The organism is Tenacibaculum discolor (assembly GCF_003664185.1).
GTDB classification, from domain to species: domain Bacteria; phylum Bacteroidota; class Bacteroidia; order Flavobacteriales; family Flavobacteriaceae; genus Polaribacter; species Polaribacter discolor.
Genome location: NZ_RCCS01000006.1, coordinates 140,922 through 157,011 on the forward strand (window position 1 = coordinate 140,922; position 16,090 = coordinate 157,011).

At 31.1% G+C, this 16,090-nt stretch carries 15 protein-coding genes; 10 read left to right on the top strand and 5 right to left on the bottom strand.

Annotated elements, in window-relative coordinates:
* Positions 1–10: 10 nt before the first annotated feature.
* Together C8N27_RS06795 and C8N27_RS06800 are read left to right on the top strand one after the other, a co-directional pair.
* Entirely contained in the window at positions 11–787 is a 777-nt protein-coding gene (locus C8N27_RS06795; RefSeq protein ID WP_121146766.1) for a formylglycine-generating enzyme family protein, read from the top strand.
* On the top strand, positions 784–1,503 hold the full coding sequence (locus tag C8N27_RS06800; protein ID WP_121146767.1) for an SCO family protein: 720 nt from the start codon (positions 784–786) through the stop codon (positions 1,501–1,503). Before C8N27_RS06795 ends, C8N27_RS06800 begins: the two co-directional genes overlap by 4 nt.
* 57 nt (positions 1,504–1,560) lie before the next feature.
* Here the strand turns inward: C8N27_RS06800 and C8N27_RS06805 are convergent, their stop codons facing one another.
* From C8N27_RS06805 to C8N27_RS06820, 4 genes are all read right to left on the bottom strand, one after another.
* Entirely contained in the window at positions 1,561–2,094 is a 534-nt protein-coding gene (locus C8N27_RS06805; protein WP_244174719.1) for a DUF1572 family protein, read from the bottom strand.
* A 32-nt stretch (positions 2,095–2,126) separates the two neighbouring features.
* Entirely contained in the window at positions 2,127–3,398 is a 1,272-nt protein-coding gene (locus C8N27_RS06810) for an adenylosuccinate synthase (RefSeq protein WP_121146769.1), read from the bottom strand.
* Between the two features lie 24 nt (positions 3,399–3,422).
* Entirely contained in the window at positions 3,423–3,872 is a 450-nt protein-coding gene (locus C8N27_RS06815) for a Fur family transcriptional regulator (protein ID WP_099214482.1), read from the bottom strand.
* Positions 3,873–3,946: 74 nt separating this feature from the next.
* A complete protein-coding gene (locus C8N27_RS06820; RefSeq protein WP_099214481.1) occupies positions 3,947–6,163 on the bottom strand; it encodes a RelA/SpoT family protein in 2,217 nt (738 codons plus the stop codon).
* Positions 6,164–6,318: 155 nt separating this feature from the next.
* Here C8N27_RS06820 and C8N27_RS06825 point away from each other — a divergent pair, with 155 nt between their 5' ends.
* The 4 genes from C8N27_RS06825 to C8N27_RS06840 all read left to right on the top strand — a co-directional run bounded on the left by C8N27_RS06825 (position 6,319) and on the right by C8N27_RS06840 (position 10,408).
* Positions 6,319–7,695, top strand: coding sequence for a TPM domain-containing protein (locus tag C8N27_RS06825; protein WP_121146770.1), 1,377 nt, complete (start codon positions 6,319–6,321; stop codon positions 7,693–7,695).
* Positions 7,696–7,941: 246 nt separating this feature from the next.
* The gene (locus C8N27_RS06830) at positions 7,942–8,502 is read left to right on the top strand and encodes an RNA polymerase sigma factor (protein ID WP_121146771.1); all 561 of its coding nucleotides are present in this window, start codon (positions 7,942–7,944) and stop codon (positions 8,500–8,502) included.
* On the top strand, positions 8,489–9,271 hold the full coding sequence (locus tag C8N27_RS06835; RefSeq protein ID WP_121146772.1) for a hypothetical protein: 783 nt from the start codon (positions 8,489–8,491) through the stop codon (positions 9,269–9,271). Before C8N27_RS06830 ends, C8N27_RS06835 begins: the two co-directional genes overlap by 14 nt.
* 66 nt (positions 9,272–9,337) lie before the next feature.
* Entirely contained in the window at positions 9,338–10,408 is a 1,071-nt protein-coding gene (locus tag C8N27_RS06840) for a hypothetical protein (protein ID WP_121146773.1), read from the top strand.
* Positions 10,409–10,475: 67 nt separating this feature from the next.
* Here C8N27_RS06840 and C8N27_RS06845 read toward each other — a convergent pair whose 3' ends face one another.
* Positions 10,476–11,372 (bottom strand): sterol desaturase family protein, encoded by an 897-nt coding sequence (locus C8N27_RS06845; RefSeq protein ID WP_121146774.1) that lies wholly within the window; start codon positions 11,370–11,372, stop codon positions 10,476–10,478.
* Positions 11,373–11,495: 123 nt separating this feature from the next.
* Here C8N27_RS06845 and rpsF point away from each other — a divergent pair, with 123 nt between their 5' ends.
* The 4 genes from rpsF to C8N27_RS06865 all read left to right on the top strand — a co-directional run bounded on the left by rpsF (position 11,496) and on the right by C8N27_RS06865 (position 15,918).
* Positions 11,496–11,837 carry a 30S ribosomal protein S6 gene (rpsF, locus tag C8N27_RS06850; protein ID WP_099214475.1) on the top strand — a complete coding sequence of 114 codons (342 nt, stop codon included), beginning with the start codon at positions 11,496–11,498 and terminating at the stop codon, positions 11,835–11,837.
* A 3-nt stretch (positions 11,838–11,840) separates the two neighbouring features.
* Entirely contained in the window at positions 11,841–12,137 is a 297-nt protein-coding gene (gene rpsR, locus C8N27_RS06855; RefSeq protein WP_028892048.1) for a 30S ribosomal protein S18, read from the top strand.
* 15 nt (positions 12,138–12,152) lie between these two features.
* Positions 12,153–12,599: a 50S ribosomal protein L9 gene (gene rplI / locus C8N27_RS06860; protein WP_099214474.1), complete on the top strand. Its 447-nt coding sequence runs from the start codon at positions 12,153–12,155 to the stop codon at positions 12,597–12,599.
* Positions 12,600–12,705: 106 nt separating this feature from the next.
* Complete coding sequence (locus tag C8N27_RS06865) at positions 12,706–15,918, top strand: TonB-dependent receptor (protein ID WP_208639306.1); 3,213 nt, start codon at positions 12,706–12,708, stop codon at positions 15,916–15,918.
* Positions 15,919–16,090 lie beyond the last annotated feature (172 nt).

Here is a 16,090-nt window from a genome sequence, read left to right on the forward strand (position 1 = left end):
ATTAAAAGAAATGAAAACTATTTTAAGATTGACAATTTGTATATTTTTCTTAGGCATTTTCCATATGAATTGTCAATCTAAAATGGTTCCTATTAAAGGAGGGAGTTATATTCCTTTGTACGGTAGAGATTCAGCAACAGTTACGATTCAAGATTTTTTAATGGATGTATACCCTGTAACTAATGAAGAATTTTTACAGTTTGTAAAAGAAAATCCGAAGTTGAGAAAATCTAAAGTAATTAAGCTGTTTGCTGATAAAAGTTATCTTATTAATTGGAAAAGTGATACAGAAATAGGAGAGAAGCTTAGTTTAAAATCACCGGTAACCAATGTTTCATGGTTTGCAGCTAAATGTTACTGTGAAAGTAAAGGAAAAAGATTACCTACTGTGGATGAATGGGAATATGTGGGAATGGCTAATCAGAAATTACCCGATGCAAGAACTTTAAAAATGTATAATGAATACATTTTAGGATGGTATGAAAAACCAAGAACTTTCGATAATGTTATAGGGTCAACATTTAAGAATTATTGGGGAGTTTATGATATGCATGGGTTGGTTTGGGAATGGACTTCCGATTTTAATTCAGTATTGGTATCGGGAGAGTCTAGAAAAGACGTTGATAACGATAGTAATTTGTTTTGCGGAAGTGCAGCAATAGGATCAACAGATTTAATGAATTATGCAGCTTTTATGCGTTATGCTACTCGTGGAAGCTTAAAAGCTAAATACACAATGCGAAACTTGGGTTTTAGATGTGTAAAAAATAAAGATACAGCACAATGAAAGTAGTAAAATATATAACGATACTTCTTTTCTCAATTACTTTATTGAGTTCATGTAAAAAAGAAAAGAATAATATGAGTTTAGCAACAGTATATGAATGCCCAATGTTATGTGAGGGAGATAAAACGTATACTGAAGAAGGAGTTTGTCCAGTTTGTAAAATGGATTTAACACAAAAAGATCAAAAAGAGGCTAAAGAAATAGCTTTAGCAACTGATATTTCTGAAAGTTCTATATTCAATTTAACATCAGAATGGAAAACTGAAGAAAATAAAAGTATTCATTTAGAAGATTTAAGAGGAAAAACTTTGGTAATGGTCATGATTTATACTACTTGTAAAGCTGCTTGCCCAAGATTGGTGGCTGATATGCGTAATATTGAGGCTAAAATACCAATGAAGTATAATAGTGATTTACAATATGTTTTAATCAGTATTGATCCTAAAAATGATACTCCAGAAAAACTTAAATCTTTTGCTAAAGAAAATTATATGGATGATGAGCATTGGACTTTTCTACAAGGTACAGAAGAATCAGTTAGAGAGTTTGCAAATGTGTTGGCAGTAAAATACAAACAAATTTCTCCGTTAGATTTTTCACATTCAAATATAATAAGTGTATTTAATCCGGAAGGGGAGTTAGTGCATCAACAAGAAGGTTTAGGTGTAGACAATAAAGAAACTGTAGCAAGTATTTTGGAAACAGTAAAAAAATAAGCTGCCATATGTTTCCTATTAAAAACGTCTTTTAGAAATTTCTAAAAGACGTTTTTTTTATGAATTGTTTTTTTCAAATTGAGCCTGTATAAACTCTTTTGATTTTCCTTTTGCTATTGAAGCAGTTTGCCATTTATCGTTTAAAATCATCTTACCTATATAAGCTATTTGACCTATATGATAAGGAAAATGAGCTATTTGTCTGGTAATACTTTCAATTAGTTTAACTTGTTTATTCCTGATAAGAATTGGTTGATTGAAATTTTCTTCATTTAATGAGTCTAAAGCAGAAAAAAGACAATTCCAACCCTTTTCCCATTGAGCAATTAATTCATTTTTAGATAAATCATGAGTTTCAAATTCAGCATCTCTATCTCTCCAATCTTTTTCTCCATCAGAAGTAAAAAAGTCTGTCCAACGAGATAACATGTTTTCAGATACATGTACAATAATAGCAGCAATGCTATTACTTTCCTCATTGTATTTCCAGTGTAAGTCCTTTTCTTCTAGTTGTGCAATCGTTTTATCAGCTACCTCTTTATACGATTTAAATTGGGTAGTGATATTCTCTAAGTATTCTTTTACCATCATAAAAAAGGAGCTCAATTGAGCTCCTTTAAATTTTATCTATTAATTGTTTGTTTTCTATCAGGACCTACAGAAACTATTTTTACAGGTACACCAGTTTCTTTTTCAATAAACGCGATGTAGTCTAATAAGTTTTGAGGTAATTCATCAGCAGAAGTCATTTTTGTTAAATCATCTTCCCAACCTTTGAATTCAGTATAGTTTACACTTACATTTTCTGGCTCAATATTATAAGGTAAGTGAGAAATTTCTTCTCCTTTATAGTTGTAAGAAGTACAAACTTTTAAAGTATCGAAACCAGATAATACATCACCTTTCATCATCATTAATTGTGTAACACCGTTTACATCAACCGCATATTTTAACGCAACTAAATCTAACCATCCACAACGACGAGCACGTCCTGTTGTAGCTCCAAATTCATGACCAACTTTAGCCATAGTAGCTCCGTCTTCGTCAAATAACTCTGTTGGGAAAGGTCCAGAACCTACACGAGTAGTGTATGCTTTAAAAATACCGAAAACTTCACCAATTCTATTAGGAGCAACTCCTAAACCAGTACAAGCACCAGCAGCAGTTGTGTTTGAAGAAGTAACGAACGGGTATGTTCCAAAATCGATATCTAATAATGATCCTTGAGCTCCTTCAGCTAAAATAGTTTTACCTTCTTTGATAGCGTTATTTAAAAACTCTTCAGAATCAATAAACTGTAATGTTTTTAATTTTTCAATTCCTCTAGAAAACTCAGCTTCTAACTCATCTAAATCATAATCGATTTGAACATCAAAGTATGCTAACATACTTAAATGTTTTTCAGTTAAAGCTCTATATTTTTCTTTCCAGTTGTCTAATTCTAAATCACCAACACGCATTCCATTTCTACCAGTCTTGTCCATATAAGTAGGCCCAATTCCTTTTAAAGTAGATCCGATTTTTGCTTTTCCTTTTGAAGTTTCAGAAGCAGCGTCTAATAATCGATGTGTTGGTAAAATTAAATGTGCTTTACGAGAAATTAATAATTTAGAAGTATAATCAATGTTATGTTGATCTAAATTTTCTAATTCTTTTTTAAAGATAACAGGATCGATAACTACTCCGTTACCTACCACGTTTAAGGCTGTTTTATGAAAAATTCCTGAAGGAATTGTGTGTAATACATGCTTGTTTCCATCAAAAATTAGGGTATGACCTGCGTTAGGACCTCCTTGAAAACGAGCAATAATATCGTAGTTTTTTGTTAAAACGTCTACAATTTTACCTTTTCCTTCGTCTCCCCATTGTAAACCAAGTAATAAATCTACTGCCATTTAGTGTGTTGTTAAGTGTGTGTTTTATTTGTTGTTTCTTTTTGTTCCGTAGAAGTATAATGAGTGATTGTGAATATCAATATCAAAAACATCTTCAATTGTTTTTTTGATAATTTGAATTCGAGGATCGCAAAACTCTTTCACTTCACCACTGTCAGTAAGTATAACATGATCGTGGTTTTTATCGAAGTAACTCTTCTCATATCGAGCCATTGACTGCCCATCAAATTGGTGCTTACGTACCAAACCGCAGTCTAACAATAAATCCATCGTATTGTAAAGTGTAGCCCTACTAACACGATAGTTTTTGTTTTTCATTTTAATGTATAAAGATTCGATATCAAAATGCTCATCAGCATCGTAAATCTCTTGTAAAATAGCGTAACGTTCAGGTGTTTTACGGTGTTTATTCTCTTCTAAAAAAGAAGTGAATACTTTTTTTACAATTTCTTGATTTTCGGCTGAATTACTCATTTATTTTTAAATTTTACGAAAGGACAAATTTACGTTTATTTCTTGATAAAATACAAGGATGTTAAAAACGAAATTTACAAAGTATTAACACGCTCAACTTTTTGAACGCCTTCTACTTGTTTCATGTTATTAATTAATTTATCTAGTTGAGTCTTGTTTTTTACACTTAACGATAGCTTTCCATCAAATACCCCATTGTCTCCAGAAATATTAATACTATGGATAAACACATCCATACTATTAGAAATTATTCTAGTAATGTTATTTACGATACCTTTATTATCCATACCAGAAAGGTGTAAAATAGCTGTAAACTCTTGCTTGGTAGAATCAATCCATTTAGCAGGCATAATTCTGTAAGCATAGTTAGACTGTAACGAAATAGCATTAGGGCAATCATTTTTATGTACCTTAATTCCTTCATTAATAGTTACAAATCCAAAAACTTTATCACCAGGAATAGGAGAACAGCATTTAGCCAAAGTATAATCTAACGTTTGCTCTTCTTTACCAAAAACTAAAGCATCATATTTATTAGTAACTTCTTCTTTTTCTGATATTTCTTTTGAAGGAGAACGTCTAAAGGTATTCTTGATGAATCCCATAAGACGATTACTTCTTTGAGCAACAAACTCTTTAAGTTGTGTATTGTCTATAGCACCATTACCAACCCGATAAAATAAATCGAAACTAGTTTTTAAGCCGAAATAACTGGCTAACTCATGAATAACTTTTTCATTTGAGTTAATTTTTAAATGACGTAGTTTTCGTTGTAAAACAGCTTTTCCTTCTTCTGCTATTTTCTTTTCTTCTGCTTTTAAAGCCGATTTAATTTTAGCACGTGCTCTAGCCGTAATAACAAAGTCTAACCAACGCACATTAGGTTTGTTGTTAGAGGCGGTAAGTACTTCTACCTGATCTCCACTTTTTAATTCGTGACTTAACGGCACTAGCTTTCCGTTTACTTTTGCTCCACGACACTTTAATCCAACATCGGTATGTACAGAAAAGGCAAAATCTAATGCTGAAGCTCCTTTAGGAAGTGATTTTAAATCTCCTTTTGGAGTAAATACATAGATTTCTTTGGCATAAAGGTTTAGTTTAAAGTCTTCAACAAAATCTACAGCATCTAAACTCTGGTTTTCTAAACTCTCTTTTAAACGATTTAACCATCCTTCTAAGCCATTTTCTTTAACAGAACCTTGTTTGTATTTAAAATGAGCAGCATAACCTTTTTCAGCTATTTCATCCATTCTTTCTGAGCGGATTTGAACTTCTACCCATTTTGCCTGAGGGCCAATTACTGTTATGTGCAATGCCTCATATCCTGTTGATTTTGGTTGGGAAATCCAATCTCTTAACCTAGCAGGATTTGGCTTAAAAAAGTCAGTAACGATAGAATAAATTTTCCAAGCATCAAACTTTTCATCTTCAGAAGTAGGCTTATATATAATGCGAATAGCAAACTTATCATACACTTCATCAAAAGTTACGTTTTGTTTACGCATTTTTCTACGAATAGAAAAAATAGACTTAAAACGACCTTTTATTTCATAAGCAAAACCTTCTTTATTTAAAGCTTCTTTTAAAACACTAGTAAAGCTATCAATATACTTTTGTTGGTCTTCTTTGCTTTCTTTTATTTTGTTAGCAATATCTCTATAAACATCAGGTTCTGTATATTTTAAACCAAGATCTTCAAGTTCAGTTTTAATATTATAAAGTCCCAAACGGTGTGCAAGAGGAGCATAAATATACAAGGTTTCAGAGGCTATTTTTACCTGCTTATGAGGAGGCATAGAATCCATAGTTTGCATATTGTGCAATCTATCAGCAATTTTAATAAGTATTACTCGAACATCATCATGCAATGTGAGTAACATTTTTCTAAAATTCTCTGCTTGTATAGAGTAATCTTGTTCTTGCTTTAGGTTTGAGATTTTAGTCAATCCACTAACAATACGAGCTATGTTTTCTCCAAACAAACGCTCCATATCATCTAAGGTATAGTGCGTATCTTCAACAACATCGTGTAGTAAGGCAGCAGCAATAGAAGTTGCCCCCAAACCTATTTCGTCTGCAACTATTTTAGCTACAGCTATAGGATGATAAATATAAGGTTCTCCTGATTTTCTACGTTGTTCAGAGTGTGCTTCTACAGAAATATCAAAAGCTTTACGTATCAGTTTTTTATCATCTTCAGATAATGTTTGATATGTACCTTTTAATAAATTTTTATACCTATTTGCTATCTCTTTGTTTTCTTCTTCTATCGTTGCATTATAACTCATATAATAAAACTCTTTTACTCATTAGGTTTATAATAAAAGTAGTACAAAGAATTATATTGGGCAAGTTTTGTAGGGAAATGTTTGTTGTAAACTTGTTACTTTTACAAGCAAGTAAAAAATACTAGAAAATAGAAAGAATTTAGAGTATATAAAAGATGAAAAAGTACGTATTAAATTTCCTGTTGTTATTTGTTGTTTTTCAAGTGTATAGCTTTCAGGAAGTTGTTGGTAAAGAAAATAAAGCTACAACTTTAAAAGAAAAAGAGGTTCAGGAAGAAGAAGTAAAAACTCAAAAAACATATCCTGATAGTTTTATTCCTCCAAAATATATTCAAAAAGAAGTTTATTCGGTTAAAGAAGTTCCAAACCCAAAAAAGAATGGTGCTAATGGGTTTATATCTGACCCCAATAACTATATAAATGAAATTGAAGAGCAACAATTAAATTTAAAGCTTTGGGAAATAGAACAAAATACAACAGCGCAAGTAGCTGTTGTTATTCTTAAAAGTATAGGAAAGGAAGTACCTAAAAATTTTGCTGTTAAATTATTTGAAGAATGGGCAATAGGCGATAAAGAAGTCGATAACGGATTACTTATTTTAACGGTAATAGATCAACGAAGAACAGAATTTGAGGTAGGGTATGGGTTAGAACCTATTTTAACTGATATTGTTTGCCATAGAATAGGAACAGACGAGATTGTACCGTATTTTAAAGAAGGAGAATTTGGTAAAGGATTGCTATCTGCTGTTTCTAGAGTAGAAGAAATAATTAATAAACCTGATGTTATTGATGAAATTTATGCTCAGAACATTAATTATTATAATGAAGAGGAAACTAATTTTTTTAAGAATCCGCTTTTTTTATACCTACTTTTTTATTCAATAGTTGGCTTATTTATAGGAGGTTGGTTTAGTATAAAAGCTAAATCAATAGATAAATCTAAGGAAGATCTTTATGATAAATATCAAGATATGAGCAAGCTTGGGTTAGGTTGTTTACTCTTTTTATTTCCATTACCACTTTATTTTATTAATAGATATGTAAAAGCTAAGCTTAAACGATATAGATTTTCTCCTCGTTTTAGTAAAAAGAACGGAAAGCAACTTTATTTAAAAGATGAATGGAGTGAAAACAGTTTTTTAGAGAAAGCACAAATTCTTGAAGAAAAAATTAAGTCAAAAGAATATGATGTCTGGGTTACAGAAGATGAAAGTGATATTTTGATTTTAGAGTATGAAGGTTCTAGTAGAAAGTATTCTAATTGTAAAAAATGTGGTTATAAAACCTATGGAAGAATTAGTACGAAAATTATATGTAAAGCAACTTACGACTCTAGTGGCGAAAAAAAAGAAGACTATTTATGTAAAAACTGTAACTATCAAGAAAGTAAAACAATAATAATTCCAAGATTAGAAAGAAGTAGTAGTTCTTCTAGTTCTGGAGGATCTTCATGGTCATCCTCATCGTCATCATCTTCAAGTTTTGGAGGTGGTAGTTCAGGCGGGGGCGGAGCAGGAGTAAGCTGGTAGATAAAAAAAATAAACATCTAGGCTTTTTCCTGTACATATATTTGTTGATATAGTATAACTTTGTATCATAATTCAGAATTCAGAGGAGACACAAAAAGAGCTAGTCCCCCCTGAAATATCATTTAATTATGGTATTTGAACCTCCGGTCTTTTAAAAAGTTCGGAGGTTTTTTTATTCTTCAGGCAACCTTTTTTCAAATCCAGTAGTCTTTATATTTGTAAGGCTATAAAAACGTACCTATTGATTTGAAAATTATTTCACTACATAATAAAGAAGCTTCGCTTATAAAACAAGCAAAGAAACAGAGTAGAGAAGCTCAACAATTAATATTTGAGCAACACTCCCCAAAAATGTTAGGAGTTTGTAGACAGTATGTTAAAGATTTACATCATGCAGAAGATTTAATGTTGCAAGGTTTTTTTAAAGTTTTTACCAACATTGAAAAATTTAAAGGAGAAGGAAGTTTTGAAGGTTGGATTCGTAGAATTATGGTAAATACCTGTATAAGTTATTTGCGAAAAAAGAATCCTGTTCAAGTATCATATGAAGACTTTGTTTTTAATGGTGTTGCAACAGAAAGTCTTGAAAACACATCGGTAGAAGATATACAAAAGTTAATAGATGAGTTACCTGAAGGGTATAAGTTAGTTTTTAATTTATATGCTATTGAAGGATATAAACATTCAGAGATTGCAGAAAAATTACAAATTTCTGAAAGTACCTCTAAGTCACAATTATTTAAAGCTCGTAAATGTTTACAAGCAAGCTACGAGAAAATTAATCAAGTAAGAAATGTCAAGCAATAATATAGACAAACATATAGCAGAAAAGCTAAAAAACAGAGAACTAAAACCATCTAATTCAGCATGGGAAAGGTTAGAGACTCGTTTAGATAATCAGGAGGCAACAAAGAAAAGAAACTGGTTTTTATATGTAGGTTATGCAGCTAGTTTAGCTTTGTTAATAAGCTTTGTAGCTTTCTATTTTACAGGTTCAGGTTCAAAAGAAACGATAGAAGAAGTTATAGTTGATATTCCAATTGATACACTAAAAATTAATAATAAAGGCATAGAAAATTTCCTTAGAAATACTGAGGAAGCTGTTGTGGAGGCAGAAGAAAATCAACAAGAAAAGCAATTGCTTAAAAAGAAGAAAAAGATTACTACAACTAAGAATTCTACCTTAAAAGAAAAAGATATAGTCTTTAAAAATATCCAAAATGAAGAACAACCAAAAGAAGAGGAGGTAGTAGCAAAGTTAGATAAGCCAATAGTAACAAAAAAGAAAGAGTTTAATTCAAGAGTTAGGGTGAATAGTGATGACTTACTATTTGCAGTAACACATAGTTCTGAAGAGGTTAAAGAATACTATGCGAAAAATAAAGTAAAGAGAGAAGATGTGTTAAAAACTATTGAAGAAGAGCTGAAAAAGTCAAACTTAAAAATAGACCCAAATATCATTTTAGCTGAAGTTGAAAGAACGATTGATGATGAAGAGTTTAAAGGAGACTTTATGCAAAAATTAAAATCAAAAATATCAGACATTGCTGTAGCGATTGTAGATAGAAACAAATAAAGCGCTTATTAATTATCGATAATTAACCATTCCAAATTATTATCAATTTAATTTAAAATTATTAAAATGAAAAGAATACTATTATTAGTGTTGTTTGTAACAACTATTGCCCAATCTCAAGAAAAAGTATTTGAAAAAGAAGTAAAGAAAATATCAATGAGTATTGATAGTATTACTAAACAGCAAAAAGACTCTTTAAAGATTAAAGTAAAAGAGATTAATGCAAAATTAGAAAAGAATAAAATAACATTTGATGAAGCTGCTATATTAAAAAAAGAAGCAGCAGACTACCATGCAGCTCAAATAGAGAAAAAAGTTAGTTTTCAGGAACAAAAACTACAACAACTTGTACAAGACAAAATTGATGGTAAAATATTTAGCAATGAAGAAGAATCACGAGAGCAAACTTTTGAAATAGCAAAATTTAAGTTCAGACTAAACTTTTCTGACGATGAAGAAGATGAAGTTGAAAGAGAAAAGAAAAGAAGAAGAAAAAGAACTACAACACAATTTGTTTTTGCTATAGGAGCAAATAATACATTAACAAATAATAAACTAAGCTCTTTAAAGGATTCAGATTATAAGTTTTGGAAATCGCATTTTTATGAGTTAGGTTTTACATGGAAAACACGGTTATCAAAAGAACCATCAAAAGCATATTTTAAATACGGTTTTTCTTTTCTGTGGAATAATTTAAGAGCTAAAAACAATCAATATCATACTGTAAATGGAAATGAAACAAATTTAAGTATTCACCCAGAACAACTTTCTGAAAGTAGATTACGACATGTACAAATGACCTTTCCAATGCATTTAGAGTTCGATTTTTCGAAAAACAAAAAATATTCTGATGGAGAAATTGTTGATAGAACGCATCAAAGCTTCCAAGTTGGTGTAGGTGGTTTCTTTGGATTCAAGTTAGGAACTCGTCAGTATTTAGAATATAAAAATGCCCAAGGAGTTACAGTTGAAGAAGTTCAGAAGAATAACTTTAATATGAACAAATATAACTACGGATTAAGTGCTTATGTTGCTTACCAAGGAATTGGGTTATATGCTAAATATGATTTAAATCCATTGTTTAAAAATACAGATACAAGAAATATTTCATTAGGTCTTCGATTTGATATTAATTAGTAAACTACATTAAGGCTAGCTTTTGAGGATTATTTCCTTTTGGCGGTGCCAATAAAAAAGGAGAAGTTTAAACTTCTCCTTTTTTATTTTCTTCCCATTCTTTACGCAAATGCATTGAAAGTTTTCCAGTACCATCATGTTTCCAACCAGGAGGTTTAAAAAAGTACAAAAACCTCTTCCCTAATGTGGTTTTACTAGTAAAAACATCATTGAACATATTATACCATTCAATAAAAGCCACTTTAATTGGGGTATACGTATTTATATTTTTAACTAAACCGTACACTGGTTTTTCTATTTCAGGTTCAAAAGTTCCAAAAAGCTTATCCCAAATAATAAAGATTCCTGCATGATTTCTATCCAGATACTGAGGATTCGTAGCATGATGAACTTTATGATGACTTGGAGTGTTAAAAACAGCTTCAAACCATTTAGGCATTTTATCAATAAGCTCAGTATGAATCCAGTATTGATATAACAAACTAATACTCATTTGAGTTACTATCATTAATGGATGAAAGCCTATAATAGCTAATGGTGCCCAAAATATGAAAGTATAAAAACTTCCTGACCAAGTTTGACGTAAAGCAGTGCTTAAATTGTATTTAGTTGAAGAATGATGTACCACATGACTGGCCCAAAAGAGTCTACTTTCATGTGCAATTCGATGGTTCCAGTAGTATGCAAAGTCTTCAGCAAACAATAAAATAAACCAAGCCCACCAAGTAAACGGAATAGTAAATAGGCGATATTGATAAAGAAATAAAAACACTCCAAATATTAATCCTTTGGTAAATAGTCCTATAAAAACATTCCCTAATCCCATAGTTATGGATGTAACAGCATCTTTAAATTCATAATCCTCTAGTTTAACTTTAACAGTTAGTACTACCTCTATTATAACAGTTAAGATAAAAAAAGGAATAGCATAATGAACTAAATTAGGAATTTCAGGGATTTGCATAAAAAAGAGTGTTTAGTTACAAACTTACACAAAATCATTAAATTATTTAAGTCGTAGAGTTTGTTTATGGATTAAAAAGCAGTATATTTGCAGGCTTAAAAATAAATTTTAAATAATTTAATTATGAATCATTACGAAACTGTTTTCATTTTGAATCCCGTTTTATCTGAAACTCAGATAAAGGAAGCAGTAAAGAAGTTTGAGGACTATTTACTTTCTAAAGGTGCAGAAATGATTTCTAAAGAAGATTGGGGCTTAAAAAAATTAGCTTATCCAATCGAAAAGAAAAAAAGTGGATTTTACCACTTATTTGAGTACAAAGTAGCAGGTGATGCAATTGCTCCGTTTGAATTAGAGTTTAGACGTGACGATAGCGTTATGCGTTATTTAACTGTAAAGTTAGATAAGCATGCTGCAGCTTGGGCTGAAAAGAGAAGAAACCGTGTTAAATCTGCAAAAAAGTAAGAAATGGCATCTATAGAACAACAAGCAAAAGGAAACAAGCAAGGAGAAGTACGTTACTTAACTCCGCTTGATATCGAAACTAAAAAGGAAGCTAAATACTGTCGTTTCAAGAAAAACGGTATTAAATACATCGATTACAAAGATGCAGACTTCTTAATGTATTTAGTAAACGAACAAGGTAAAATTTTACCAAGACGTTTAACAGGAACATCATTAAAATATCAACGTAAAGTGGCTCAAGCTATCAAAAGAGCTCGTCACTTAGCTTTAATGCCTTACGTTGGAGATATGTTAAAATAATAAAGAAGTAGAAACATGGAATTGATATTAAAACAAGACGTAGAAAACTTAGGTTTTAAAGACGATGTTGTAACTGTTAAGAATGGTTACGGACGTAATTACCTAATACCTCAAGGATATGCAATTTTAGCTACTTCTTCAGCTAAAAAAGTATTAGCAGAAAACTTAAAGCAACGTGCTTATAAAGAAGCTAAATTAATAGAAGATGCTAACAAAATAGCTGAAACTGTTAAAGGTTATGAAATCAAAATAGCTTCAAAAGTAGGTTCAGGAGATAAATTATTTGGATCAGTAAACAACATTGATGTTGCTGCAGCTTTAGCTAAAGCAGGTACTGAAGTAGATAAGAAATTTATCAAAGTTACTGGAGGTAACGTAAAAAGATTAGGAAAATACAATGCTGCTGTACGTTTACACAGAGCTGTTGTAGTAGACATCGTATTTGAAGTAGTTGCTGAATAGTAACTAAATTGTTAAATACATGTTAATAAAGTATAAATCCGCTCGGTCGAGCGGATTTTTTTTATGCTTAAATTTGGGATGTAACATAAACAAAATCAGAACTATTATGAAGAAATTAATAATTTTTTCTTTTGTTTTTTTGAGTTTATCCATTTATTCCCAGGTAACCACATCAAAAATAAAAGGAACTGTAACAGACAATCAGGGTGAACCTTTGTTTGGTGCTAACATTGTTGTTTTACATGAGCCGACAGGTACTATATCAGGAGCTGTAGCCCAAGACAATGGAAGATACACCATACCTAACTTAAGGGTAGGAGGTCCTTATAAAGTAACATTTAGTTATATAGGGTTTAAATCACAAGAAGTAACAAACGTTTTTTTAACTTTAGGTAAAACAACAAATATTGATGGTACTTTATCTGAGGATGGAGAACAATTAGAAGAAATTGTTATATCAACAACAAGAAGTAAAGTTTTTAATAATGATAGAACAGGAGCACAAACAAGTGTTAGTGCAGTTCAATTAAAAACCTTGCCAACTATTTCACGTTCGGCTGCAGATTTTACCCGTTTAGAACCAACTGCGAGTGGAAATTCATTTGGAGGAAGAAACGATCAGTTCAATAACTTTTCATTAGACGGATCTATTTTTAATAACCCTTTTGGTTTAGATTCACCAACACCAGGAGGTCAAACAGGTTCACAGCCAATTTCGTTAGATGCAATTGAACAAATTTCAGTTTCAACAGCGCCGTATGATGTAACTTTATCAGGATTTACAGGAGCTTCTGTAAATGCTGTAACCAAAAGTGGTACTAACGAATTTACAGGTACAGTTTATGGATTTTACAGAAATCAGGATATGACTGGCGGTAAAATCAAAGGTCAAAAAGTTGTAAAACCTAAGTTGAGTCAAAATCAATATGGTATAAGTTTAGGAGGTCCTTTAATTAAAGATAAATTATTTTTCTTCGCAAATTTTGAAAAAGATGATAGAGAAGACTTAGGTACTGCTGGTTGGATACCGAATAAAGGTAGCGGAGCTGTTAATGAATCTAGAGTTTTAGAATCGGATATGATAGCTGTTCGTGATGCCTTAGCTGCTTTAGGATATGATACGGGAGCTTATGAAGGTTTTACTTATGGTTCTGAATCTACTAAAGGGATTTTTAAATTAGATTGGAATATTAACGATAAAAACAGATTAGCGTTAATTTATAATTTCCTTAGAGCTTCAAAAGAAACTCCTGCGCATCCAACAGCTTTAGGTATTAGAGGTCCAAGTTTTTCTACATTACAATTTGAAAATTCAGGGTATGAAATTAATAATAACTTAAATTCATTTCAGTTAGAATTAAACTCTAATTTATCAGAAACAACAACTAACAAATTACAAATAGGTTATACACATTTTGATGATTTTAGAAATCCTTTATCTGCACCAGCACCAGTAATTACCATACAAGATGGTAATGGTAGTAATTATATTATAGCTGGTCATGAACCATTTTCGATTCATAATACGCTTGATCAAAGAGTATTTCAATTGACTAATAATATGAATTTTTTCAAAGGAGATCATACCTATACTATTGGTTTTTCATTTGAACAATTTGAATTTGAGAATTCATTCAATTTGGCAGCTTATGATAATTTTGGAACTTTTCCATATAGAGGAACATTTACTATACCTAATTTTGGAGGACCATATCCAAGTGTAGCTAATTTTTTAAGTGATGCTGCTGATCCTAATGGTATTTTAGCTACTAATTTAGCATATGCAAAAGATAGATACAGAGCTTTTAACGCAGCAGGTGTTGGAGTTGATGGAGGATGGAAATTATCTGAACTAAATGTAGGTCAATTAGCATTTTATGTACAAGATGAATGGGAAATGAATGATAAGTTTAAGTTAACTTACGGAGTTCGTTTTGATAAACCATTGTATTTCAATACTTCTAGTTTAATTCAGAAATTTATTAATACTGATAATGGAGCAACCAGAGATAATTCAGTATTGTACTACAACCCTAATACAGGTGAAGAACAGAAATTACTTTCAACCAAAATGCCTACTAATCAATGGTTAATTTCACCAAGAGTAGGTTTTAACTGGGATGTAAAAGGAAATAATACAATGCAACTTCGTGGTGGTTCAGGTGTGTTTACAGGACGCTTACCTTTCGTGTGGATTGGAAACCAAGTAAGTGGAGCTGACGATGGTTTCTTCCAATTAGTTGACCCTGACTTTAAATTCCCACAAGTTTGGAGAACAAATTTAGGACTAGATTGGAAATTTGAAAATGGAATTATAGCGACCACAGATATTTCTTATACAAAAGATATTAATGGGGCACATGTACAAAACTGGGGGCTTAGAGAACCTAGTGCTACTTTAAATACACCATTTGATACTAGAGAAATATATGAAGGAAGCGATAAAGGTAACAATGCTTATGTATTCACAAACTCCGATAAAGGTCGAGTTTGGAATGCTTCTTTAAAACTTCAAAAAACTTTTGAAAATGGATTGTATACAAGTGTAGCTTATAACTACTTAAATGCAAAAGATGTAAACTCTATTGAAGCAGAAATTACAGGTGATGCTTTTGCTTTTAATCCTGTAGTAGGAAATGCAAATAATGATGTATTATCATATTCTAAATATGGAGATACACATAGAATTATAGGTATTCTTTCTAAAAAGTTTACATATGGAGGAGATAAGTTTGCTACGACTATTTCAACGTTCTTTGAGTATGCTCAAGGAGGAAGGTTTAATTATACTTATGGAGGAGACATTAATAATGATGGTTCTGCTGTAAATGATTTATTGTATGTTCCGACAAGTTCAGAACTCAATCAAATGCAATTTAGTGATCCTGCTCAAGCATCTGCATTTGAAAGCTATATACAGCAAGATGAATACTTAAGTGAAAGAAGAGGGCAGTATGTTGAACGTTATGGGGCCTTAGCACCATGGAGAGGTAAATGGGATTTAAAAATATTACAAGATTTTAATTTTAATGTATCTGCTGAAAAACAAAATACTATACAATTAAGTCTTGATATTTTAAATGTAGGTAATTTAATTAACTCAGATTGGGGAGTAGTACAACAGCCTAATAATGTACAACCTTTAGGTGTAAGATTCCCTGATGTAGATCCTATGAATACAGATCCTGCTAATTATGTGCCTGATTATTCTGAAGCACCTACTTATACATTTAGTACCAACCAAGAACAAACATTTGGTTTCGATTCTAGTTTACTTTCTCGTTGGCAAATGCAAATAGGTTTACGCTATATATTTTAAAAAAAAGACAGCTTGAAAACTTATAAAACCACTCATTTTTTGGGTGGTTTTTTTGTTTATTAGTTAAAAATTTTATAATAAAGGGTGCTTTTCCTGTTAAATTTTTGAAATAAATAAGTGATATTTGTAGATGTAAATAAAGATAGGGGACTTTAATTACAACGTTTTAAAA

Bases quoted from the DNA above. Each gene is read 5' to 3' on its own strand.
- C8N27_RS06795 (WP_121146766.1), top strand. From the start codon at position 11: ATGAAAACTATTTTAAGATTGACAATTTGTATATTTTTCTTAGGCATT.
- C8N27_RS06800 (WP_121146767.1), top strand. From the start codon at position 784: ATGAAAGTAGTAAAATATATAACGATACTTCTTTTCTCAATTACTTTA.
- C8N27_RS06805 (WP_244174719.1), bottom strand. From the start codon at position 2,094: ATGATGGTAAAAGAATACTTAGAGAATATCACTACCCAATTTAAATCG.
- C8N27_RS06810 (WP_121146769.1), bottom strand. From the start codon at position 3,398: ATGGCAGTAGATTTATTACTTGGTTTACAATGGGGAGACGAAGGAAAA.
- C8N27_RS06815 (WP_099214482.1), bottom strand. From the start codon at position 3,872: ATGAGTAATTCAGCCGAAAATCAAGAAATTGTAAAAAAAGTATTCACT.
- C8N27_RS06820 (WP_099214481.1), bottom strand. From the start codon at position 6,163: ATGAGTTATAATGCAACGATAGAAGAAGAAAACAAAGAGATAGCAAAT.
- C8N27_RS06825 (WP_121146770.1), top strand. From the start codon at position 6,319: ATGAAAAAGTACGTATTAAATTTCCTGTTGTTATTTGTTGTTTTTCAA.
- C8N27_RS06835 (WP_121146772.1), top strand. From the start codon at position 8,489: ATGTCAAGCAATAATATAGACAAACATATAGCAGAAAAGCTAAAAAAC.
- C8N27_RS06840 (WP_121146773.1), top strand. From the start codon at position 9,338: ATGAAAAGAATACTATTATTAGTGTTGTTTGTAACAACTATTGCCCAA.
- C8N27_RS06845 (WP_121146774.1), bottom strand. From the start codon at position 11,372: ATGCAAATCCCTGAAATTCCTAATTTAGTTCATTATGCTATTCCTTTT.
- rpsF (WP_099214475.1), top strand. From the start codon at position 11,496: ATGAATCATTACGAAACTGTTTTCATTTTGAATCCCGTTTTATCTGAA.
- rpsR (WP_028892048.1), top strand. From the start codon at position 11,841: ATGGCATCTATAGAACAACAAGCAAAAGGAAACAAGCAAGGAGAAGTA.
- rplI (WP_099214474.1), top strand. From the start codon at position 12,153: ATGGAATTGATATTAAAACAAGACGTAGAAAACTTAGGTTTTAAAGAC.
- C8N27_RS06865 (WP_208639306.1), top strand. From the start codon at position 12,706: ATGAAGAAATTAATAATTTTTTCTTTTGTTTTTTTGAGTTTATCCATT.